Source organism: Streptomyces sp. NPDC047043 (genome assembly GCF_040644055.1).
Classification (GTDB): domain Bacteria; phylum Actinomycetota; class Actinomycetes; order Streptomycetales; family Streptomycetaceae; genus Streptomyces.
The window spans coordinates 58374-78749 of sequence record NZ_JBEYVO010000020.1 but is presented as its reverse complement, the minus strand read 5'-3'; the positions used below and the strand labels follow the sequence as shown (position 1 = coordinate 78749).

Annotated in this window: 18 protein-coding genes; 11 read left to right on the top strand and 7 right to left on the bottom strand. The window is 73.4% G+C overall.

All coding sequences use genetic code 11. The features are described 5' to 3' along the window. Window positions 1-10 precede the first annotated feature (10 nt). Window positions 11-493, bottom strand: a complete 483-nt coding sequence (locus tag ABZ880_RS29550) for a flavin reductase family protein (protein WP_361268603.1) — start codon at window positions 491-493, stop codon at window positions 11-13. Between the two features lie 308 nt (window positions 494-801). Here ABZ880_RS29550 and ABZ880_RS29545 point away from each other — a divergent pair, with 308 nt between their 5' ends. Then, the gene (locus ABZ880_RS29545; RefSeq protein ID WP_361268600.1) at window positions 802-1128 is read left to right on the top strand and encodes a 2Fe-2S iron-sulfur cluster-binding protein; all 327 of its coding nucleotides are present in this window, start codon (window positions 802-804) and stop codon (window positions 1126-1128) included. Window positions 1129-1200: 72 nt separating this feature from the next. Here the strand turns inward: ABZ880_RS29545 and ABZ880_RS29540 are convergent, their stop codons facing one another. Continuing rightward, a complete protein-coding gene (locus ABZ880_RS29540; protein ID WP_361268597.1) occupies window positions 1201-2454 on the bottom strand; it encodes an MFS transporter in 1254 nt (417 codons plus the stop codon). Between the two features lie 173 nt (window positions 2455-2627). Here ABZ880_RS29540 and ABZ880_RS29535 point away from each other — a divergent pair, with 173 nt between their 5' ends. The 4 genes from ABZ880_RS29535 (at window position 2628) to ABZ880_RS29520 (ending at window position 8199) form a co-directional block, all read left to right on the top strand. After that, window positions 2628-2807 (top strand): hypothetical protein, encoded by a 180-nt coding sequence (locus tag ABZ880_RS29535; RefSeq protein ID WP_361268595.1) that lies wholly within the window; start codon window positions 2628-2630, stop codon window positions 2805-2807. Window positions 2808-3174: 367 nt separating this feature from the next. Continuing rightward, window positions 3175-3741, top strand: coding sequence for a hypothetical protein (locus ABZ880_RS29530; RefSeq protein ID WP_361268592.1), 567 nt, complete (start codon window positions 3175-3177; stop codon window positions 3739-3741). Further along, window positions 3741-5990 carry a bifunctional serine/threonine-protein kinase/ABC transporter substrate-binding protein gene (locus ABZ880_RS29525; protein WP_361268589.1) on the top strand — a complete coding sequence of 750 codons (2250 nt, stop codon included), beginning with the start codon at window positions 3741-3743 and terminating at the stop codon, window positions 5988-5990. The genes ABZ880_RS29530 and ABZ880_RS29525 overlap by 1 nt, the downstream gene beginning before the upstream one ends. A 40-nt stretch (window positions 5991-6030) precedes the next feature. Further along, window positions 6031-8199: a bifunctional serine/threonine-protein kinase/ABC transporter substrate-binding protein gene (locus ABZ880_RS29520; protein ID WP_361268586.1), complete on the top strand. Its 2169-nt coding sequence runs from the start codon at window positions 6031-6033 to the stop codon at window positions 8197-8199. A gap of 10 nt (window positions 8200-8209) precedes the next feature. On the opposite strand, the gene ABZ880_RS29515 is transcribed toward ABZ880_RS29520, so the two are convergent. From ABZ880_RS29515 to ABZ880_RS29500, 4 genes are all read right to left on the bottom strand, one after another. Next, on the bottom strand, window positions 8210-8524 hold the full coding sequence (locus ABZ880_RS29515; protein ID WP_361268974.1) for a response regulator transcription factor: 315 nt from the start codon (window positions 8522-8524) through the stop codon (window positions 8210-8212). A 1060-nt stretch (window positions 8525-9584) separates the two neighbouring features. Then, the gene (locus tag ABZ880_RS29510; protein WP_361268583.1) at window positions 9585-11114 is read right to left on the bottom strand and encodes an AAA family ATPase; all 1530 of its coding nucleotides are present in this window, start codon (window positions 11112-11114) and stop codon (window positions 9585-9587) included. A gap of 67 nt (window positions 11115-11181) precedes the next feature. Then, window positions 11182-11874, bottom strand: a complete 693-nt coding sequence (locus tag ABZ880_RS29505; RefSeq protein WP_361268581.1) for a hypothetical protein — start codon at window positions 11872-11874, stop codon at window positions 11182-11184. Between the two features lie 210 nt (window positions 11875-12084). Then, window positions 12085-12738 (bottom strand): hypothetical protein, encoded by a 654-nt coding sequence (locus ABZ880_RS29500; RefSeq protein ID WP_361268579.1) that lies wholly within the window; start codon window positions 12736-12738, stop codon window positions 12085-12087. A gap of 342 nt (window positions 12739-13080) precedes the next feature. Here ABZ880_RS29500 and hisC point away from each other — a divergent pair, with 342 nt between their 5' ends. From hisC to ABZ880_RS29485, 3 genes are all read left to right on the top strand, one after another. Further along, window positions 13081-14127: a histidinol-phosphate transaminase gene (hisC, locus tag ABZ880_RS29495; RefSeq protein WP_361268576.1), complete on the top strand. Its 1047-nt coding sequence runs from the start codon at window positions 13081-13083 to the stop codon at window positions 14125-14127. A 5-nt stretch (window positions 14128-14132) separates the two neighbouring features. Next, the gene (locus tag ABZ880_RS29490) at window positions 14133-15830 is read left to right on the top strand and encodes an aldehyde dehydrogenase family protein (protein WP_361268573.1); all 1698 of its coding nucleotides are present in this window, start codon (window positions 14133-14135) and stop codon (window positions 15828-15830) included. A gap of 196 nt (window positions 15831-16026) precedes the next feature. After that, the gene (locus ABZ880_RS29485; protein ID WP_361268571.1) at window positions 16027-16224 is read left to right on the top strand and encodes a hypothetical protein; all 198 of its coding nucleotides are present in this window, start codon (window positions 16027-16029) and stop codon (window positions 16222-16224) included. A 31-nt stretch (window positions 16225-16255) separates the two neighbouring features. Here ABZ880_RS29485 and ABZ880_RS29480 read toward each other — a convergent pair whose 3' ends face one another. Beyond that, a complete protein-coding gene (locus tag ABZ880_RS29480; protein ID WP_361268570.1) occupies window positions 16256-16756 on the bottom strand; it encodes an Lrp/AsnC family transcriptional regulator in 501 nt (166 codons plus the stop codon). A 120-nt stretch (window positions 16757-16876) separates the two neighbouring features. On the opposite strand from ABZ880_RS29480, the gene pdhA reads away from it, so the two are divergent. The 3 genes from pdhA to ABZ880_RS29465 are packed head-to-tail and all read left to right on the top strand — an operon-like array spanning window position 16877 to window position 20312. Beyond that, window positions 16877-17998, top strand: a complete 1122-nt coding sequence (gene pdhA / locus ABZ880_RS29475; protein WP_361268567.1) for a pyruvate dehydrogenase (acetyl-transferring) E1 component subunit alpha — start codon at window positions 16877-16879, stop codon at window positions 17996-17998. A 5-nt stretch (window positions 17999-18003) separates the two neighbouring features. After that, complete coding sequence (locus tag ABZ880_RS29470; protein ID WP_361268564.1) at window positions 18004-19023, top strand: alpha-ketoacid dehydrogenase subunit beta; 1020 nt, start codon at window positions 18004-18006, stop codon at window positions 19021-19023. Continuing rightward, window positions 19020-20312: a dihydrolipoamide acetyltransferase family protein gene (locus ABZ880_RS29465; protein ID WP_361268562.1), complete on the top strand. Its 1293-nt coding sequence runs from the start codon at window positions 19020-19022 to the stop codon at window positions 20310-20312. The genes ABZ880_RS29470 and ABZ880_RS29465 overlap by 4 nt, the downstream gene beginning before the upstream one ends. Window positions 20313-20376 lie beyond the last annotated feature (64 nt).

Sequence of the window (20376 nt, the reverse complement as noted above, 5' to 3'; positions counted from 1 at the left end):
ACGGACATGGTCACTCCACCGGATGCCCGGGCTCGATGTCGCCGGCGTCGCCGAGCCGCAGCAGGTGCCCCTCGGTCCGCCGGCCCCACTGCTCGGGTTGGACGACGAACCCGACGTGGTCGCCGCCGTCGACGCGCCGCTCCACGGTGCCGACGAACCAGGCCGCGGCGTCCTGGAGGACGACCGTGCCGCCGTGTCCCCGCGTCCATCGCACGCCCTCGAACTTGTCGATCCGGTCGCCGCACTCGCCGCCGAACAGGACGGCCAGTTCGTGCTGGTCACGCGTCAGCAGATGGACGGCGAGACGGTCCGCGGCGCACGCCACCCGGTAGGTGTGGTTGGCCGTGGAGAGCCACACCGCGAACCGCACGGGTCGGATGGAGCACTGGGAGAAGAATCCCACCAGGCAGCCCGAGCGCTCATCGCCTGTTGCGGCCGTGACCACGCACATCTCGGGATTCAACAGGTCCGTGAACGCGTCGGCGTCGGTCACGTGTCATCACTCCTGTCCTGTCCACTGCCGTCAGGACCAGTGTGAAGGCGACTCAGGCGTCACAGCAGGGAACGGATCGCGGTCTCGAACCGGCTCACATGCTCGGCGGCCAGGCCCGCAGCGCGCTCGCCGTCGCCCTCCCGCACGGCATGCACGAGCGGACCGTGCTCGCCCACATGGCCGGCCAACCCTGGTGTTCGTGCACAGCGCACGCACCCCGGCGGACATCGTCTTCCGCCACGAACTCGACCTCATCGCCGCGACCGCGCCCACCATCCGAGGAGGACCGCCTACGCCCCCCTGGGCCCGTGCCACGAGGAGAGCTTCACCTCGAGACGCCGACCGCGCCTGCCGCACCGGTCGACACGGGTGCCGGTTTCAAGGTCGAGTTCGCCCGCAGCGGGCGCACGATCGAGTGCGACGCCGACACCTCGCTCCTCGCCGCCGCGTCCCGAGCCGGCCTCAGCCTGCCGGCCTCGTGCGCACAGGGCATGTACGGCACCTGCAAGACGCGCCTGCTCTCCGGCGCCGTCGACATGCAGCACAACGGAGGCATCCGGCCACGCGAGATCACCCAGAACAAGATCCTGCTCTGCTGCTCGAAACCGCTGGAAGACCTCGTGATCGACGCGTGAGGCCATCTCCGGCGTCATCCAGCACCACGCCGCACACAGGACCTCGGGCCGAGGTCCACGCAGCCCTGCACACTACGGCCCCGTCGCTCCGCGGGAGGGACCCCCGCCAACGGGTCCACGATCTGCCGTGCCACTGACCGCCAACAGGACAAGGGCCGGCACCTGGGCGGCCACGACCACCGCGATCAGGGCCGGAATCGACACCCCGTACAGGGCACCGGTCAGCGCACCGCCCACCAGGCTCGCCCCGCCGACCACCCCCGCGAAGACGCCGTACGCCGTCGCTCGCCGGCCCGGTGGCACCAGGTCGGCGACCGTCGCCCGCAGGGTGGACTCCTGGATGCCCATGGCCGCGCCCCACACCAGGGAGCCGATCACCGCCACCGTCACCGTGTTCGTGAACGCCAGCATCGGGACGACAGCGGTGAGCACCGGCAGGGCGACCAACACCCGCGGCCCGACGCGGTCGTACAGCCAGCCGGTCGCCAGTGCGGCGAGGGCGTCGACGGCCATGGCGGCGGCGTACAGCACCGGCACCCAGGCCGCTGTCATCAGGTGGCGTTCGACGAGGTGGTAGGAGAGCACGCCGAAGGTGGTGAAGCCGGCCGTGGTGGCCGCGGTGAACGCTGCGTACGTCCAAAACGCGCGCGGCAGGCGGCCGTCCGGCGCGGGTGCGTTCGCGGGCGGGGTCGTCTCCCGCTCGTAGGCCTCCGGGTCGGGCACCCGCGCCCGCAGCCACACCAGCAGGCCCAGCACCGCGACGCCCGGGACGGCCAGCACCCCGAGTGCCGGCCCGTAGTCGCCGCCGGTGAGCGCGAGCATGCCGGCCACGACGAGCGGGCCGAGCAGTGCGCCGACCTGGTCCATCGCCTCGTGCACGGCGAAGCCGCGCCCGCGGCCGGTCGCGGCGGTGGCGTGCGACAGCAGGGTGTCCTTGGCGGGTGAGCGCACCGCCTTGCCGACACGTTCGGCGATCACCAGCGCGCAGGCCGCCCAGAGCGCTCCGACCACGCCCAGCAGGGGTACGCAGATCACCGTGAGCGCGTACCCGGCTATCGCCAGCCCCCAGAAGCGGCGGGTGCGGTCCGCCAGCGGACCCGAGACCAGCCGCAGTCCGAGCGCCGCCGCCTCGCCGGCGCCGGTCACCACACCCACCACCAGCGCCGACGCACCCAGCGAGGCCAGCAGCGGTCCGGTGATCGAGCGGGCGCCCTCGTACACGAAGTCCGCGAGCAGACTGACCGTGCCGAACCACACCACGAACCGCCAGGGCCGCATGCGGGTCGGCCGGGCCGGGTGGGAAGCCTGGGGCTTCGGGGCGGTCATGGGCGTACGTCTCCCCTGGGTGACGCCGTCGATTCCCGGCGTCCGTGTCGCCCATCATCCGCCGACACCGGCCCTGGGTCTGCCGGCCCCGGGCGGGGCGCAGACCAGACGCCGGCATCCCCATCGGGCGTCGCGGTCTGCTCAGGCGCTGGCACGGACCGCCTCCGCCGGTCGTGGCGCGGCCCGCGCTGTTCTGGGCGTCGGTGGCCGTCGTGACGGCGGGCGCCGTCGCCTCCCCGCTGCTGCCCGACGGACATATCCCGGTGGTCTTCTTCGAGCGGTTGCTGTGCGGGGCCGCGGGCGCGTTGGTGCTGGCCGCGGCTGTCTTCCGACCGCTGACGGGAAATACGTAGCCGGATACGTGGTTCCACTGAGGTCCCCTTCCTCCCGGCCGTTTACGTTCGAGGCCTCGGACGGCGTGAACGGTGTTGAGGGGACTGAGTGACAAGCAACTCCCGTGGAATCCGGGGCAGTTGGGTGACCTTGTGGGTGGCGGGGAGTCTGCTGGCCGGGTGTTCGGCACAGGGGGCGGACAACGGGGCTTCCCGGGCGGGCGGTTCGCCCGCGGCCAGTGCTTCGCCGAGCGTTTCGGTCGGTGCTTCGCCGAGGGCCGGGGCGACTCCGTCGAGCGGTTCGTCCGCCGCCGCTTCCGTCTTCGCTCCCGATGCCTCCCTCGTCCCCCGGACTGCGAAGGACGGGCGCCGGCTGGTCGAATCCGTCGTGCTCGCCCCGGACGACTGGGGCCGGGGGTACATCGCCCGGACTCCGGCCGAGAGCACCCCGGGCACCTGGGCCGTGCTGGACGAGGACTGCCGGTGGGAGCGGGAGAAGCTGCCGCGCGGGGTGCTGGCGAGCACGTCCCGCTACAGCCGGCAGCCGGCCGGACAGGGCAGGGGCGCGGTCACGGTGACGGCCGTGGCCACCGTGCACGCCTCCGCCCTCGGCGCCGACGAACAGCTGAGCACCACCCTCGAGGAGGTGCTGCGCTGCCCGCAGCAGCGGCCCCGGTCGGAGGAACGGATCACGGGTCTGATGTCGCTCGGCACGCCCTTCGGCGCCCGCGAGCAGGAGTACGCCGACGACTCCGTACTGGAGGCCGGCACCTACGCGGAGAGCGGCGGTGCCGCACAGCCGTACCGGTGGATGGTCGCCCGGCTGGGCACGGTCGTCGTGGCCGTCTCCGTGACGGCCGGCACCGGCTACACCGAGCAGGCACTCAACGAACTGGGCAGCAAGGCCCTGGCTCAGATGCTGACGCGCATCGAGCAGCGGCTGAAGGGAAAGTGATGGAGCCGCTGCGTACCTCAGATCCCGCCAAGCTGGCGGGCTACCGGCTGCTCGGACGGCTGGGCGCCGGCGGCATGGGCGTGGTGTACCTGGCCCGCTCGGCCGGCGGAAGTCTGGTCGCGCTGAAGGTGATTCAGGCCGAGTACGCCGAGGACAGCGATTTCCGGGAGCGGTTCCGGCGCGAGGCGGACACGGCCCGCCGGATGACCAGCCCGTGGGTGGCGTCGCTGGTGGACGCCGATCCCGAGGCGCCGCAGCCCTGGCTCGCGACCACGTTCGTACCCGGTCCCTCGCTCGCCGAGGCACTCGCCGCGCACGGGCCGCTGCCGGTGCCGAGCCTGCGGGTGCTGGGGACGCAGCTCGCCCAGGCGCTGGGTGAGCTGCACGCGGCCGGGCTCGTGCACCGGGACGTCAAGCCCGGCAATGTGCTGCTGGCGCTCGACGGACCACGGCTGATCGACTTCGGTGTGGCCCGCGATCCCGAGGACACGTCGCTCACTTCGACCGGTGTCGTGGTCGGCACGCCGGGGTTCCTGCCACCGGAACAGGCGCGAGGGGCGGGGGATCCGGGGCCGGCCGGAGACGTCTTCTCGTTGGGCTGTGTACTGGCCTTCGCGGCGACCGGCCGCCCTCCGTTCGGCACCGGGTCGCTCGACGCACTGCTGTATCGGACGGTGCACGACGCGCCGGATCTGGAGGGTGTTCCGGCGGAGCTCGCCGAGGTCGTGAGCAGCTGTCTGGAGAAGGATCCGGAGCTGCGGCCCACGGCCGAGACGCTGTCCGAGACCCTCACGGCCGCCTCGTCTGCTTCGCCTCCCGACCCCCGGGAGGCGCTGAGAGTCGTACGTCCTGCAGAATCCGAGGAGGAGCCGGCCCCCGACGAAGAGGCCTGGCTGCCGGAGCCGTTGGTCCTGCTGATCGCGGAGCGGTCGGCCGCCGGGCTGGCGCTGCCGTCCATCGACGACACCGAGGTCGACCCCGCGTCCGCCGGCAGCGCTCCGACGGAGACGGACGCCGCGCAGCCGGCGTCCCGTGCCGTCGGCAGACGACGTTTCCTGCTCATGAGCACAGGCGCTGCGGTCGTCGCGGCCGGGGGCGGCCTTGCCGCATGGGGGGCGCTCGCCGGGGACGGTGAGAGCGACAACGCCGCCCCGAACTCCAGTTATCCCGTGCACACCCTCGGGCTGCACGCCGACCTGAGCGGCGATCAGAAGGCGGTCGGCCGGGCGCAGGAGCGGGGGCTGCGGCTCGCGGTCGACGAGTTCAACGCCCGTGCGGGCAGCCCGTTCGTGCTCGCCGTGAAGACGGTGGACGACGGCGGAGATCCGGCCCGGGCGGCCGAGGCGGCCAAGAAGCTCGTCGCCGACCGTTCCGTGCTGGCCGTGATCGGTCCCACCACGGACGCCACCGCGCTGGCCTCGCTGGCGACGTACGACGCGGCCTCGCTGCCGCTGATCGCGGTGTCGCCCGGCGCCACCGTGCTGGGCGTGATGGGCAGCCGGTCCTTCCTGCACGCCCGGGTGACGGACACGATCCTGCCGTTCTATCTCGACGCGTATCTGCGCGGCACGGCGAAGTCGCGCGCGGTCGGGATCGTCGACGACCGGGCGGCGGACGCCTATGCCTGGGAGATCAGCAGCACCCTCGCCAACATCCTGCGCAAGGCACGGCAGCCTGCCGTGCTGAAGGTGGTCAGCGCATTGCGCACCGATTTCGGGCCGACGCTGGATGCCCTGCTCGACGGCGGCGCGGACTCGGTGGTGTTCGCCGGCTACCACGACCGGGCCGCGCTGCTGGCCAGGGCACTGAGCGGCCGTGACTTCCCGGGGGCCAGGACGGCCGCCCAGGGGGTGCTCGACGCCCGGTTCCTGTCCGCCGCGGGGGACGCGGCCGACGGCTGGGTGATCGTCGCCCCGGTCATGGACGCCACGGTGGCGCCCGAGGCGAAGGCGTTCAGGGCCGCCTACCGCAAGCGTTTCGACGCGGAGCCGGAGCGGTACGCCGTCGAGACGTACGACGTGGCGCAGCTCGCCGTACGCACTCTGCGCTCGCTGACCGCCGCGCGTCGTACCCGGCAGAACCTGACGACGGCGCTGCGCGCGGCCACGTACAAGGGGATCTCCCGGAACCTGGCGTTCGACAAGACGACCGGGGCCCTGGTCGTCGACGGCAGCGGGGTCTACTGGTGGAAGGTGGCCGGCGGCCGGTTCGCGTACCAGGGCGTGGCGCCCTTCCAGGTGTCGGCCTGATGGGGCAATTCACCCCCGGCGTCCGCCCGTTGGGGCACTGATGGAGCCGTTGCGCGGCGCCGACCCGGCCAGGATCGCGGGCTATCGGCTGCTGCGCCGGCTGGGGGCGGGCGGCATGGGCGTGGTGTATCTGGCCCGCTCCCCCGGAGGCGCGCTCGCCGCGGTGAAGGTGATCCGCGCGGCGCACGCCGACGACCCGGGATTCCGGGCCCGGTTCCGCCGTGAGGTGGAGACGGCGGGCCGGGTCGCCAACCCCTGGGTGGTGCCGCTGCTCGACGCGGACCCGGACGCCGAGTCGCCCTGGCTGGCCACGGCGTTCGTGCCGGGGCCCTCGCTCGCGGAGGCGGTCGAGGAGTGCGGGCCGCTGCCGTACGGCAGTGTCCGCGTCCTGGGCGTGCGGCTGGCCGAGGCGCTGGAGGCGGTGCACGGGGCGGGTCTGGTGCACCGGGACGTCAAGCCCGGCAATGTGCTGCTCGCGGTCGACGGACCCCGGATGATCGACTTCGGTATCGCGCGGATGCCGGAGGACACCGCGCTCACCGCCAGCGGGATGGTGGTCGGCTCCCCCGGCTTCCTCTCCCCCGAACAGGCCCAGGGCAGGGGCCGGGAGATCGGTCCGGCGAGTGACGTCTTCTCGCTCGGCTGTCTGCTGGCCTACGCGGTGACGGGCGAGCGCCCCTTCGGATGGGGCTCCGCGGCCGAGTCGCTGGTGCGCACGGTCCATGACGAGCCGGTCCTGGGCGGCGTGCCGGAGGCGTTGCTGCCGCTGTTGCGGGGGTGCCTGGCCAAGGAGCCCGGCGCCCGGCCGGCGGTGTCCGACGTGCGGCAAGCCCTGGACGGTGCGGGCGAGGGCGGGGGCTGGTTGCCGGAGCCCCTGACCCGGCTGATCGCGCGCCGTTCGGCCGCGGTGCTCGCGCTGCCGGCCGTCGAGGCGACCGAAGTCACCGCGGCAACGGTGGCCGACGCAGCGCCCGGTGACACGACAGCCGTCGGCCCGGAAGGCACCACGCGCCGCCGCTTGCTGATACTGGGCTCGGCCGCCGGAGTCCTGGCGGCCGGCGGCACGGCGGCCTGGTGGACGGCGAACCGCCCCGGCAGCACCGCGTCGCAGGCGGGCCGAACCCGGCGCCCGCGCCTGGTGGTTGCCCTGCATGCCGACCTGAGCGGCAGCGGTCGTACGACGGGCCGCGCCCAGGAGAACGGCGTCCGGCTCGCCGTCGACGATCTCAACTCCCGTACCGGGCGCGCCTTCGACCTGGCGCTCCAGGTGCACGACGACGCGGGCGGCACGGCCCGGGCACGGCAGATCGCCCGGCGGCTGGCGGCCGACGACCGGGTCCGGGCCGTGATCGGGCCGACCACCGACGCCTGCGCCAAGGCCGTCCTCGGCCTCTACCAGCAGGCGCGGCTCCCGATGGTCACCGTGTCGGTCGGACTCGACGAGGTGTCCCCCACCACGTACCGCGTGTACGCGGCCACCCGCCCCGATGACGCGACCCTGGCGGCGCCGCTCGTCGCCTACCTCGTCCGCACCGCCAAGGCCCGAAAGACGGTGCTGATCGACGACGCAGCCGAGGGCGACTTCAGCTGGCGGCTGTGCGCCGGCATCGACGACGCCGTACGGACCGCGCAGCGCACCACGATCCGGCGCACCCTGGCCGCCGGGGACGGCTCGGCTCAGGACTTCCGTGCCCTCGCGGAGTCGGTGACGCAGGCGGGGGCGGACGCGGTGGTCTTCGGCGGCGGGTACGCCCGGGCCGCGCGGCTGGCCCGCGCGCTGCGCTCCGCCGGCTTCTCGGGTGCGCGGCTGGCCGGTCAGCGCGCGCTCGACCCCCGTTTCCTCAGCCCGGCGGGGGACGCCGCCGAGGGCTGGGTGTTCGCCGCCTCCTTCCTCGATCCGAGCCGGGTGACGGCCGCGAAGTCCTTCGCCGCCGCCTACCGCGCGCGCTTCGGCGCCGCGCCGCCCTGGTACTCCGCCGAGGCGTACGACGCGACGCTGTTCGTCGCCCGCGCCATGACGGTCCTGGGCGGCTCGGGCGCCCAACGGGGGGCGATCGTGGGGCAGTTGCGCGAGACCGACTACCGGGGGATCACCAAACGGCTGCGCTACGACTCGTCCACCTACCGCTACACGGACGCGATGTACCTGTTCCGGGCGAGCGGGGGCGCCTTCCGCTGTCTCGGCGACTACCGGGACGCCACGACCTGAGCACCACTGTTCATATGCTCCGGTCGAGGGCGGCGCGCGTCATGAGGCCCGCCAGTGCCGAGCGGGACGACACGGAGGTCTTGCGGTAGATGGCCGACAGGTGGGTCTCGACCGTGCGGCGGCTGAGGTAGAGCTTCGTCGCGATGGCCTGGTTGCTCAGTCCTTCGGCGACGAGTTGGGCGATCTCCCGTTCACGGGTGGTCAGTTGGTCGAGCTCCGTGGGTGCGCGTGAGGGTTCCTCGGCCTGCGGGCGCACGAGCGCGGCGAGGTCGGACAGCAGGCGTGCGCCGCCCTCGTCCGCGATACGGCGGGCCCGTTCCCACATCGCGGTTGCGCGCCGCCCCTCGCCCGCGGCCTGCGCCTGGACACTCGCCAGCAGCAGGGAGTACGCCTCCCAGACCGCGGCGCCGGAGGGTGCGTACGCCTGCGCGGCGCGCTCGAAGAGGTCTGCTGCCGCGCGGGGGTCTCCGCGGTGCTGGGCGAGCGCCGCCTCGGCGCGCAGTGCCGCCCCGCGCTGGCCGTGCAGTCCCATCCGGTCGGCTTCCTCGGCGGCTCGTGCGGCCCAGCGCGCGGCCTGCTCGACGTCGCCGAGGGCGAGGGCGGTGCCGACGAGGGTGTCCAGCTGGCCGGGGCGTATGGAGGGCTGTAGGCCCAGCAGTTCGGGGCCGCCGGCCTGCAGGATGGAGTCCTGTGCGCGGTGCGGGTCACCGTTGACGAGGGCCGTGTGGCCGAGCACGCATCGGGCCAGCGACGCCCACCAGTGGCCGCTGCGGCCGGCCGTGGCCACGGCCTCCTCGGCGGTCGTCAGGGCGCTGGTGTCGCCCAGGGGGCGGCAAAGGAGAAGGATCAGTGCCTTGAAGGTCAGGGTGAAGGCCAGCAGATCGCTGCTGCCGATCGCCCGGGCGACGGATTCCGCTTCCTCGGCCGATTCCAGGGCGGACGGCAGCCGGCAGGTGTTGAGGTGCACGAAGGCCCTGCTGCTCAGCAGGTGGGGCAGGACGTGGACCTGGCCGCTGCGGCGGGCGATGTCCAGCCCCCGCTCGGCGTGGCGTTCCGCGTCGGTGTAGCGCTCCAGCAGGGCTTCCGCCCAGGCCAGCCAGACCAGCGACTCGCACAGTTCCGTGAGGCCGGGGTCGGTCAGGCCGTCCACGAGCCCGGCGGCGGCCTCGGCGAACCGGCGGGCCGTCAGGGTCTCCCCTTCGTAGGCCTCGCCCAGCGACCCCAGGGCCAGGGCTCCCATCTCTCCCATGACGTCGCCGTGGGAGCGGGCCACCGCGAGCGTCCGCTCGATGTCGTCGCGTACGTCGGGATAGGAGACGGTGTTCAGGGCGGCCATGCCCAGCGCGAGTCCCAGGGAGACCGCCTGGCGGGGCTCGGGGCCGGGATCACGCACCAGTTCCCGGTGCAGGAGGGCGATCGCCTCCGGGGAGTGGCCGAGGTGGCGTTCCATCATGGCGCACAGCGCTGTCGCGTCCCCGCGCAGCGAGGCGTCGGCCGGCCCGGAGCTGCTGATGAGTGTGTGCAGCAGATCGCGGCTCTCCCGCAGGCTGCCGCCGACGCCGAGGGCTCTGGCGCGTGCCAGCGTCAACTCCCCGCGCTGTCTTGCATATACGGGTGTGTCCGGCATGAGCCGCAGGACGACGTCCAGCAGATGGGCGGCGGTCGCGGGCGCCGTGTGGGCGAACTGGGCGGCCGCCTCGCTCAGCACCGCCGCGGCCGCCGGATCCCAGCCGGCCAGGGACCGCTCGACGTGGTGGGCCCGTTCGGCCGCGGAGGCGCCCGCCCGCGCCAGTTCCTGTGCCGCGCCATGATGGATCTCGGCACGGCGTGCGGCGGCGGTGTTCTCGTAGACCAAGTGCCCGCAGCAGCGGGTGGCGCAGGGTCCAGCGGCCGTCGGACCGTCTGCGCAGCAGATCGCGCCGCGCCAACGCACTGATGCAGGCGTCGAGTTCCTTCGCGGTGAGGGGGCCGGTCGTCCGGCTCAGCATCGCGGGCGTGGCGTGGTCGCCGAGGACCGCCACTGCTTCGACGGTGCGGCGCTGCGCCTCACTCAGCGCGGCCAGTTCGTCCAGGAGCAGCGACCCCAGTCCGCTGGGCACACCGGACACCGTGTCGTCGTGGGCCCGAAGGGCGGTGCCGCGCGATGACGTGCCATGCCGGTAGGCGTGCAACAGGCAGTGGAAGTACAGCGGGTTGCCCTCGCTGGACCGATGGATCTCCTGCGCGTCGCCGGGCGGCAGGTCGGGGGCCAGCGCCTCGATGGCGTCCTGCTCGGGCAGCGGCCGCAGCGCCATGGGCAGTACGGCCGCGCTGTCGACGCCGCGGGTCAGAGCGGCGGCGAGCGAGTGCGGTGTCTGCCGGGCCCGCCGCGCCACGAGCAGCAGCACCCGGCCCCGCACGGGGTGCCGGATCAGGTGGTCCAGCAGCTCCAGGGAGGCGGGATCGGCCCAGTGCAGGTCGTCCAGCGCCAGCACCAGCCCGCTCCGCTCACCGAGCCCGGTCAGTACGTGCGCCACGACCCGATAGAGGCCGAATCGATCGCGGTTCGCGATGCCCGAGGTGGCGCCCTGCGCGCTGTCGGCGCCGCGCAGCACCGGTGCCGCCGCTTCGGGCACGGCATCCGAGTCCAGGAAGGTGTGGTCGACGTCGGCGAACGCGTCCGTGAACGTCTGGAACGGAGTGTGCCGTTCGTACTCCGTGGCCCTGCCGCGCAGCACGGTCAGCCCATGCTGCCGCGCCCGCGCGCAGAGTTCGCCCAGCAGCCGGCTCTTGCCCATGCCGGCGTCCGCGGCGATGTCGACGACCGCGGGAACGCCGTCCTGCCCGAGACGGGCGATCACCGAGTCGAGCCGCTTCAGCTCCTCGGCTCTGCCGACCAGCGTCGTCGCCGTCTCGTCCCCTGCCGGCACCAGCATGTCTCCATTCCCCACCGAGTTAGCATGATCATTCCAGAGTGGCCCCCTGGGCGACGGTCCCCGGCTCTCAGACCTGGGCCGGTGCACTCCCGCCGGGTGCGTCCGCGACGCCGACGGCCCGGGCCCGCCGGAGCACTCTCCTCAGCCCCGCCAGCGCGGTCGCGGTTCCGGCACCGACGGGAACGACCGGCCAGTACGCGATGCCGTTCCCGAAAGCCACGCACCCGAGGAGCACGAAGATCGCCGACATCCCGAGGGCGAACCCGATCGCCCAGGGCACCGACCGCTCCTGCCGCTCCAACCGCACCCGCCCGCCGCGCCCGGCCAGGTGTGCGGCGGCGGCCACGACGAGGGCGATCACATACCCCATGGCCAATGGATACGTCACGAACAGCGTGATGTCCCACCCCCCGGGGTGCCAGCCGAGCCACACGTCACGCCCGTCGATCTCCACGACCCGCCCGTGCCACAGGCCCGCCTGGACCTGCTGCCCCTCCTGGAAGTCGTTCGCGGAATCGTCCGGGACACCGTTCGCTGCCTTCGTCTCGTCGCCGACACGCAGTTCGATCGTGTACACGGTGGTGACGAACCACTGCCCGCTGCCGCCGTCCTGGCCTCCGCCGTCTGTCCCTCTCGTCGTGTGGGACGTCAGCTTGGTGATGGTGGCTTCGGCCGTGTGCAGCGACCCGTTCGACCGTGCGTCCGCGATGCCCGTCTCCTCGTAGGTGCGCAGGGCGAGCAGCAGGATCAGAGCAGCCATGACGAGGCGGAACACCCAGCGCGTCACACGGCCTGCCACTGTCCTGATCCGCCTCGCGCCCGGTCTCGTCCGCGCGATCGCGTCCTCTGTCTGCTCCTGCGTCATCAATCCCCCCTCGCCTTGCGTGCGGAGACGGGCGACAGCCGTCCCACGGGATCACACGCCGCGCACGTGACCATGGTTGCGGCCGATCACCCGGCCGTGACCGGGTCACGGATGGTAGATGTCCCAGTCCGTCGACCCCGTGCGTGCGGGGCTCGGGGTCCGCCGGTCCGCGTCGCACTGCGCGGAATCCAGCGCCGGGAGCAGTCGGTGCACGCCGATCCGCTCCGTCGCGAACCGCACGGCCGCGTCGTCGGCAGTGGACAAATCGCCCGCCAGTCGGGGTAGTTGACGGTCAGTCAGGGGTGCACCCGCGTACGCCGCCACAAGGACCCGGGTGCAGGTGCCGTCCTGCCCGCCGGGAAGGCCGGCGGGGAAGCCGACGGTTCGCGTCCTGCTGCCGTCCGAGGACAGCCGGTAGCGCATCACGGACGACATCTCCGTCCCCGTCGTCGTGGCCGTGACGGTCCAGAACTCGACCTGCACGGCCAGCGGTTGGCACAGCACCCGGACATCGCCCGTGCGGGGTGGGCGGACGACGACCGACGCGTCCGTGTACGACGAGCCGTCGACCGTCCCGCGGATGGTCACCGCGGTCCGCAGCCACGCCGCCTGCTGCCGCCCCGTCCAGTGGCCGTCGTCGCGGCAGCCGCCGGTCTGCGCGCCCGCGGACGCCTTCGAGCAGCCGGCCGCGAGCAGCGCGAGGGCCGCCGCGCAGGCCGTCATGGCTGCGCGGCGCGGGCGGGTCTTGGTGCTGTGCATGGTCTCCCTCGATCGGAACGGGGCGGGCCGCGGGATCGCGTGGCTCGGGCGGCGAGCAGTCTGCTGGCGCCTCGTCCGCGGCGGGGGCCTCGGTGGGCCGCTGTGTCCGTCCCGTGATCAAGGAGGCGGTCCGGTGCCCGGCACAGGGCGTGCCGTCCGTCTCGTACCGAAGGTCCCGCAGGGGTCGCCGGAAGACGGTTTGTCGATCGGGCGCTTCGATTTCGGCGATTCGTAGCCGAATTTCCCAAACGGTTGAGCGCCTGTCGTCCGCTCTTCACGATTTGCCTGTCAAGTGCCCGACGGCCAGGCCTCGGGCCCCAGCGCTGCAGAAGCGAGACCAGCATGGTGCGTGTCCGTGCGTCCCTGTCCCAGCTGCCCGCCTACGTCCCGGGCCGCAAACTGCCCGGAGCCGTCGTGCTGGCCAGCAACGAGTCCCCGTACGGCCTGCTGCCGGGGGTGGCCGCGGCCCTCGCGGAGGCTGCCGGCGGTGTCTCGCGCTATCCCGATCTGCAGGCCGCCTCGCTGGTCGAGGCCCTGGCGGCGCACCACGGGGTGGAGCCGGACCGGATCGCGGTGGGTGCCGGTTCCTCGGAGGTGTGCGGGCAGTTGCTGCACACCGTGGTCGGGCCCGGTGACGAAGTGGTCTTCGGCTGGCGGTCGTTCGAGGCGTACCCGATCCTGACCGCCGTGGCGGGCGGTACGGCGGTGAAGGTGCCGCTGCGCGACCACGCCCTCGACCTCGACGCCATGGCCGCGGCGATCACCGCCCGGACCCGGCTGGTCTTCGTGTGCAACCCGAACAACCCGACGTCCACGGCGGTCGGCGCGCGGGCTTTGACCGACTTCGCGGACCGGGTGCCGCGGGACGTGCTGATCGTCGTCGACGAGGCCTACCGGGAGTACGCCGATCCCGACCGGGTCCCCGACGGACTCGCCCTGCTCGGCGACCGGCCGAACGTGGCGGTGCTGCGGACCTTCTCGAAGGCGTACGGGCTGGCGGGGCTGCGCGTGGGCTACTGCGTGGCACCGCCCGGGATCGCCGCGCACGTGCGCCGCACGCAGGTGCCGTTCAGCGTCAGCGCGCCGGCCCAGCGGGCCGCCGTGGTCGCCCTCGGCGAGGGTGCGGAGGTCGCCCGGCGGGCCACCCTGACCGTCGGCGAACGCGAGCGTGTCACCAAGCAGTTGCGGGCGCTGGGCCATGAAGTGCCCGAATCCCGGTCCAACTTCGTCTGGCTGCCGCTCGGGGCGGACAGCGCCGGCTTCGCGGGGCACTGCGCCGACGGGAAGGTCGTGGTCCGCCCGTTCCCCGGCGAGGGCGTCCGGGTGACGGTCGGGCTGCCGGAGGAGAACGACGCCCTCCTCGCGCTCGCGGCGAGCTGGAGAGGCTGACGGCCATGCGGCCCGGTCCCTACGAACGGCACCGCGAATTGCTGCACAGCGTGGTTCGCGCGATCGCCGCCGGTGCGTGCCACCGCCCCTTCACCGAGGCGACCGGCCAGGACGCGGCCGACGCGGGCATGCGGTCGACCCGCACCGCGGGCAAGGTGTTCCGCTCGCTGCTGGGGCGGCCGTTCGAGCTGGGGCAGCCCGGCGAGCTCGGCCGTGTGCGCACGGAGTCGTCGCCGTACGGCCTCGCGCTGGCCATCGACTACCCGCGCTGCGATCCCGCGGAGCTGGTCGCGGCGGCCGCGCGGGCGGCGGCGGGCTGGCGGGCCGCCGGGCCCTACCAGCGCGCCGGGCTGGCCGTGGAGATCCTGCGCCGGCTCAACACGCGCAGCCATGAACTGGCCCTCGCGGTGCACCACACCACCGGCCAGCCCCTCCGGGCGGCCTTCCGCGCGGCCGGGCCGCCCGCCCAGGACCGTGCCCTGGAGGCGGTGGCCCAGGCCTTCGCCGAGTCGGAACGGGTCCCGGCCGACCTGCACTGGGAGAGCGGCGAACGGGGAGGGCAGCCGCGTGCGCTGCGGGGCACCTGCACCCTGGTGCCCCGAGGGGTGTCGCTGCTGGTGGGCTGCCCCGACTTCCCGCTGTGGAACGGGTGTCCGGGCCTGTTCGCCAGCCTGGTGACCGGCAACCCCGTGGTCGTGGCCCCGCACCCGCGCTCGGTGCTGCCGCTGGCGATCACGGTGCGGGTCGCCCGGCAGGTGCTGGCGGAGGCCGGTCACTCCCCCGACCTGGTGACGCTGGCGGTGGCGGAACCGGAGCGGCATGTGCACCGGCGGCTGGCCACGGACCCGGCGGTGCGCATCGTCGACTACACCGGCGCCGCCCGTTTCGCCGACTGGCTGGAGCAACACGCCCGCCAGGCCGCCGTGTTCACCAACCGGACCGGACTGAACACCGTAGTGGTGGACTCCACCGACAACTACCGGGGCCTGGTGCGCGGCCTCGCCCTCGCCTCGTGCCGGTGCAACGGCACGGTCCGCACCACCCCGCAGAACATCCTGGTGCCGGAGCGCGGCTTCCCCACCGACGAGGGGCACAGGACACTGCGGGACCTCGGGGCCGACCTCGCCGACGCCGTGGACCGGCTGCTGGCCCATCCCGCCCGTGCGGCACGGGTGTTGGGCGCGGTCACCGCCGACGACGTCCGCGGCGCGCTCACGGAGGCCGCCCGGTACGGGCCGGTCCTGCACGCCTCCGGGCCGGTGGCCCACCCCGACCACCCGTACGCCGATCTGCGCAGCCCGCTGCTGGTGCGGCTGCACGCCGAGGACGAGCGGGTCTACACCCGCGAGTGGCCCGGGCCGGTCTCCTTCCTGGTGGGCACCGACTCGACCTCGCTCAGCCTCGCTCTCCTACGCCGTACCGTGGCGCGGCACGGCGCGCTGTACGCGGCGGTGCACTCCACCGACCCGCTGGTCCTTGCGGCGGCCGAGACGGCGGCGCTGGACGCCGGGGTGCATCTGGTGGAGAACCTCGACGACCTGCCCGCCGACCCGTCCTCGGCACTGGCCGAACTGCCGGGCGCGGGCGCCCACTTCATCACCGGACGCTTCAGCGTGATCCGCTCCCGGCGGCATGCACCGCCGCCGGCGCCGGTTCCGGCACCGGCCCGGCCCGAGGCGACCGCGACGCTGATCGACGTATGACCGCACAGCCGTGCACGCCGTGGATCCCGGCGTGGTTCACCGATCCGGCCGCCCGTGAGCGCTACCACCCCGCGGAGCACGACGACAACAGCCGGACCAACGTCGCGCTGCTGCGCGCGGCGATCACCCGGGACGGGCCCGGCTCCCCCGCGGCGGGCCTGGCGGACGTCCCGCTGCGCACCGGGAGCGGCACGAGGTGGGCCTGCGGTGGAGCGACACCAAACGGTTCGTCCATCCCGAGGTCGGCGAGCTGGAGCTCTACTGCCAGCTCCTGCTCGAGCCGGACCAGGGCCAGTCGCTCCTCGTCTTCACGGCCACCCCGGGCACGGAGAGCCACGACAAACTCGCCCTGCTCACCGTGGTGGGCACCGACCGGTTCGCCGACGCCGAGTGACGCCCGGCAGTGCCGCCGAGCCCACCACCGCTCAGTCCGTCCAGGTGGCGCCGCGCCCCCGCACCTCGTCGAAGACGAGCCAGGTGCGGGTGGAGCGCACCCCCGGGATGCCCTGGATCTTCTCCAGCACGACCTGGCGCAGGGCGAGGTTGTCCGGGGCGCGCACGAGGACCAGGACGTCGAAGTCGCCGGTGACGAGGGCGACATGCTCCACGTACGGGATCTCGCGCAGCTCGCGGGAGATGTCGCGCCAGGCGTTCTGTTCGATGCCCATCGTCACGTAGGCGCTGGTGCCCAGGCCCGCCCGCTGGGCGTTGAGCTGCGCCGTGAAGCCCGTGATGACGTCCTCGGCCACGAGCCGGCCGATGCGCGTGTAGGCGTTGGCCCGGGAGATGTGCACCTGCTCGGCGAGGGCCCGGACCGAGATCCGGCCGTCCTGCAGGAGCCGGCTGAGGATCTGGCGGTCGATGTCGTCGAGCGGGACGGCAGTTCGTCCGGCCACCGCCCCCGGCGGCGAGAGTTCCTCGGACACTTTGTCCTCCCAGACCCCTGGATCCGGCAGTTCATCGCCGGTTCGGTCGAGCTATTGAACACATATTCCGCGATGGCCACCATTCTCCTGTCAAGTGTCCAGAGAAAGCGAGCGCCGTCCATGTCCGTGAAGAGCCTCCGCCAGACGGTCCAGGGCCTGCTGCCGTCGCTGACGCCGGTGCGGTTCGTGGCCGAGGACGGCACCCCGGTCGCCAGGCCGGCGGCCGAGTACCCCGAGCCCCCGGTCGAGGCCCTGCGCGAGGCCTGGCGGCGGATGGTCCTGGGCCGGCGGTTCGACACCCAGGCGACCGCCCTCACCAAGCAGGGCCGCCTCGCGGTGTATCCGTCCAGCCGCGGCCAGGAGGCCTGCCAGATCGGTGCCGTGCTCGCACTGCGCCCGGACGACTGGCTGTTCCCGACCTACCGCGACTCCGTGGCCCTGGTGACCCGGGACATCGACCCGGTCGAGGTGCTGACCCTGCTGCGCGGCGACTGGCACTGCGGCTACGACCCCGCCGCCACCCGTACCGCTCCGCAGTGCACCCCGCTGGCCACCCAGGTGCTGCACGCGACGGGCATGGCCGAGTCCCTGCGCCGCACGGGCCAGAACGGCGTCGCGATGGCCCTCATCGGCGACGGCGCGACCAGCGAGGGCGACTTCCACGAGGCGCTGAACTTCGCGGCCGTGTTCCGCGCGCCGGTGGTCTTCTTCGTGCAGAACAACCAGTACGCGATCTCCGTGCCGCTGGCCCGGCAGACCGCGGCGCCCGCGCTGGCGTACAAGGGCATCGGCTACGGCGTGCGCTGCGAGCAGGTCGACGGCAACGACCTGGTCGCGGTGCTGGCGGTGCTGACCGCGGCCGTCGAGCACGCCCGCGCCGGACACGGTCCCGTTCTGGTCGAGGCGCACACCTACCGCATGGACGCGCACACCAACGCCGACGATGCCACCCGCTACCGGGAGGACGACGAGGTCGAGCAGTGGCGGGCGGCGGATCCGGTCGACCGGCTGGAGGCGTATCTGCGCTCGCGCGGTGTGCTGACGGACGAGGACGTGGCGGGGTTGCGGGAGGAGGCCGAGGAGCTGGCGGCGCGGGTGCGCGCGGGCCTGAACGCGGACTCCGTGCCGGACCCGCTCGAGCTGTTCGACCACGTCTACGCCGAGCCGACTCCGCAACTGCGTGAGCAGCGTGCCCAGTTGGCGGCCGAGCTCGCCGAAACCACCCAGGCCCAGGAGGACTGACGACCATGGCCAAGGTCACGATGGCGCAGGCGCTCAACACCGCCCTGCGCGACGCGCTGCGCGAGGACGAACAGGTCCTCGTCTTCGGCGAGGACGTCGGCCCGCTCGGCGGCGTCTTCCGCATCACCGACGGGCTGACCCGCGACTTCGGTGAGCAGCGCTGCTTCGACACCCCGCTCGCGGAGGCCGGCATCGTCGGTCTTGCGGTCGGCATGGCGATGGGCGGGTTCCGGCCCGTGGTGGAGATGCAGTTCGACGCCTTCGCCTACCCGGCGTTCGAGCAGATCGCCTCGCACGTCGCCAAGACCCGCAACCGCACCCGCGGCCGGATCGGCCTGCCGATGGTGATCCGCATCCCGTACGCCGGCGGCATCGGCGGAGTCGAGCACCACTGCGACTCCAGCGAGGCCTACTACGCGCACACACCCGGCCTGAAGGTGGTCACCCCGGCCACGGCCGAGGACGCGTACTGGCTGCTGCGGGACGCGGTGGCCGACCCCGACCCGGTGGTGTTCCTGGAGCCGAAGAAGCTGTACTGGTCGCGCGAGGACACCGACCTGCGCACGCGCGGCGCGCTGCCGTTCGGGAAGGCGGCGATCCGCCGGGCCGGGCGGGACGCCACCCTCGTCGCCTACGGGCCCTCGGTCCCGGTGGCCCTGGCCGCGGCCGAGGCCGCCGCCGCGGACGGCATCGAGCTGGAGGTCGTGGACCTGCGGACGCTGGTGCCCTTCGACGACGGGACGGTCACGGAGTCGGTGCGCAGGACCGGGCGGTGTGTGGTCGTGCAGGAGGCGCAGGGCTTCGCCGGGGTCGGCGCGGAGATCGCCGCCCGGGTGCAGGAGCGCTGCTTCCACTCGCTCGCCGCGCCCGTGCTGCGGGTGGCCGGCTTCGACATCCCCTACCCGCCGCCGAAGCTCGAGCACGCGCATCTGCCCGGCGTCGACCGGGTCCTTGACGCCGTCGACCGCCTGCAGTTCGCCGACGAGCCCGACACCCGGCACCTGTTGAAGGGAGCGGTCGCGTGACCACGGCAACGACGCAGGAGCAGCTCTTCCGGCTCCCCGACCTGGGCGAGGGGCTGACCGACGCGGAGATCGTCGAGTGGAAGGTCGCCGTCGGCGACACCGTGACGATCGACCAGATCGTGGTCGAGGTGGAGACCGCCAAGGCCGCGGTCGAGGTGCCGGTCCCGTACGCGGGCACGGTATTGCGGCTGCACACCGAGGCAGGCACGGCGCTCGGGGTGGGGCAACCGCTCATCACGGTGGGGGCGGCGGCTCCGGCGCCCGAGGCCGCCGCCGAGCGCTACCGCGAGGAGGAGCAGGCCGGGTCAGGCAACGTGCTGATCGGCTACGGCACCGGGCACGAACCGGCACCGCGCCGTCGCCGCCGACGTGCCCCGGCTACGGCGACCAGCGCGCCGCCGGCCGCCGCGGCGCCGGTGGCCGAGGCGCACGCTCCGCGGGTCATCTCCCCGCTCGTGCGAAGGCTGGCGCGGGATCACGGGATCGACCTCGCCGTGCTCGCGCCGTCCGGTCCCGCCGGGGTCGTCCTGCGGCGGGACGTCGAACGAGCCATGGCCGAGAGCATGCCGGAAGCCGCTTCGGACACCGCCTCCAACGGCCCGGTCCGCATCCCCCTGCGCGGCGTCCGCAAGGCCGTCGCCGACAAGCTCTCCCGCAGCCGGACCGAGATCCCCGACGCCACGACCTGGGTCGACGTGGACGCGACCGGACTGCTCCAGGCCAAGAAGGCGCTGGAGGCCGCCGAACCCGGCCGCCGTGTCGGCCTGTTGGCCCTGCTGGCCCGGATCTGTGTCGCCGGTCTGCGCCGCTACCCCGAGCTGAACTCGGCCGTCGACACCGAGCGCCGGGAGATCCTGCGCTACGAGGAGGTGCACCTGGGCTTCGCCGCGCAGACCGACCGCGGACTGGTCGTCCCCGTCGTGCGCGACGCCCACCGGCTGACCACGGTCCAACTGGCCGCGGAACTGGCCCGGTTGACCGAGCTGGCCCGGACCGGGAACCTGCCGCCGGACCGGCTGACCGGAGGCACGTTCACCCTCAACAACTACGGCGTGTTCGGCGTCGACGGCTCCACGCCCATCATCAACCACCCGGAGGCGGCCCTCCTCGGCGTCGGACGTATCGTCGACAAACCCTGGGTGGTGGACGGTGAGTTGACCGTCCGCAAGGTCACGCAGCTGTCGTTCTGCTTCGACCACCGGGTCTGCGACGGCGGCACCGCCGGCGGCTTCCTGCGCTTCGTGGCCGACTGCGTGGAACGCCCGGCCATCCTGCTCGCCGACGTCTGACCAACCCGGCCTTCCCTTCCCGCACTTGGGCGCATCGCACCCACCAACCGACCGAACGTTCGGC

What these genes read in the sequence shown, in the direction of transcription:
- ABZ880_RS29540 (WP_361268597.1), bottom strand. Translation starts at nt 2,454, where the DNA reads ATGACCGCCCCGAAGCCCCAGGCTTCCCACCCGGCCCGGCCGACCCGC.
- ABZ880_RS29525 (WP_361268589.1), top strand. Translation starts at nt 3,741, where the DNA reads ATGGAGCCGCTGCGTACCTCAGATCCCGCCAAGCTGGCGGGCTACCGG.
- ABZ880_RS29520 (WP_361268586.1), top strand. Translation starts at nt 6,031, where the DNA reads ATGGAGCCGTTGCGCGGCGCCGACCCGGCCAGGATCGCGGGCTATCGG.
- ABZ880_RS29515 (WP_361268974.1), bottom strand. Translation starts at nt 8,524, where the DNA reads ATGTGGGAACGGGCCCGCCGTATCGCGGACGAGGGCGGCGCACGCCTG.
- ABZ880_RS29510 (WP_361268583.1), bottom strand. Translation starts at nt 11,114, where the DNA reads ATGCTGGTGCCGGCAGGGGACGAGACGGCGACGACGCTGGTCGGCAGA.
- ABZ880_RS29505 (WP_361268581.1), bottom strand. Translation starts at nt 11,874, where the DNA reads ATGGCTGCTCTGATCCTGCTGCTCGCCCTGCGCACCTACGAGGAGACG.
- ABZ880_RS29500 (WP_361268579.1), bottom strand. Translation starts at nt 12,738, where the DNA reads ATGCACAGCACCAAGACCCGCCCGCGCCGCGCAGCCATGACGGCCTGC.
- hisC (WP_361268576.1), top strand. Translation starts at nt 13,081, where the DNA reads ATGGTGCGTGTCCGTGCGTCCCTGTCCCAGCTGCCCGCCTACGTCCCG.
- ABZ880_RS29490 (WP_361268573.1), top strand. Translation starts at nt 14,133, where the DNA reads ATGCGGCCCGGTCCCTACGAACGGCACCGCGAATTGCTGCACAGCGTG.
- pdhA (WP_361268567.1), top strand. Translation starts at nt 16,877, where the DNA reads ATGTCCGTGAAGAGCCTCCGCCAGACGGTCCAGGGCCTGCTGCCGTCG.
- ABZ880_RS29470 (WP_361268564.1), top strand. Translation starts at nt 18,004, where the DNA reads ATGGCCAAGGTCACGATGGCGCAGGCGCTCAACACCGCCCTGCGCGAC.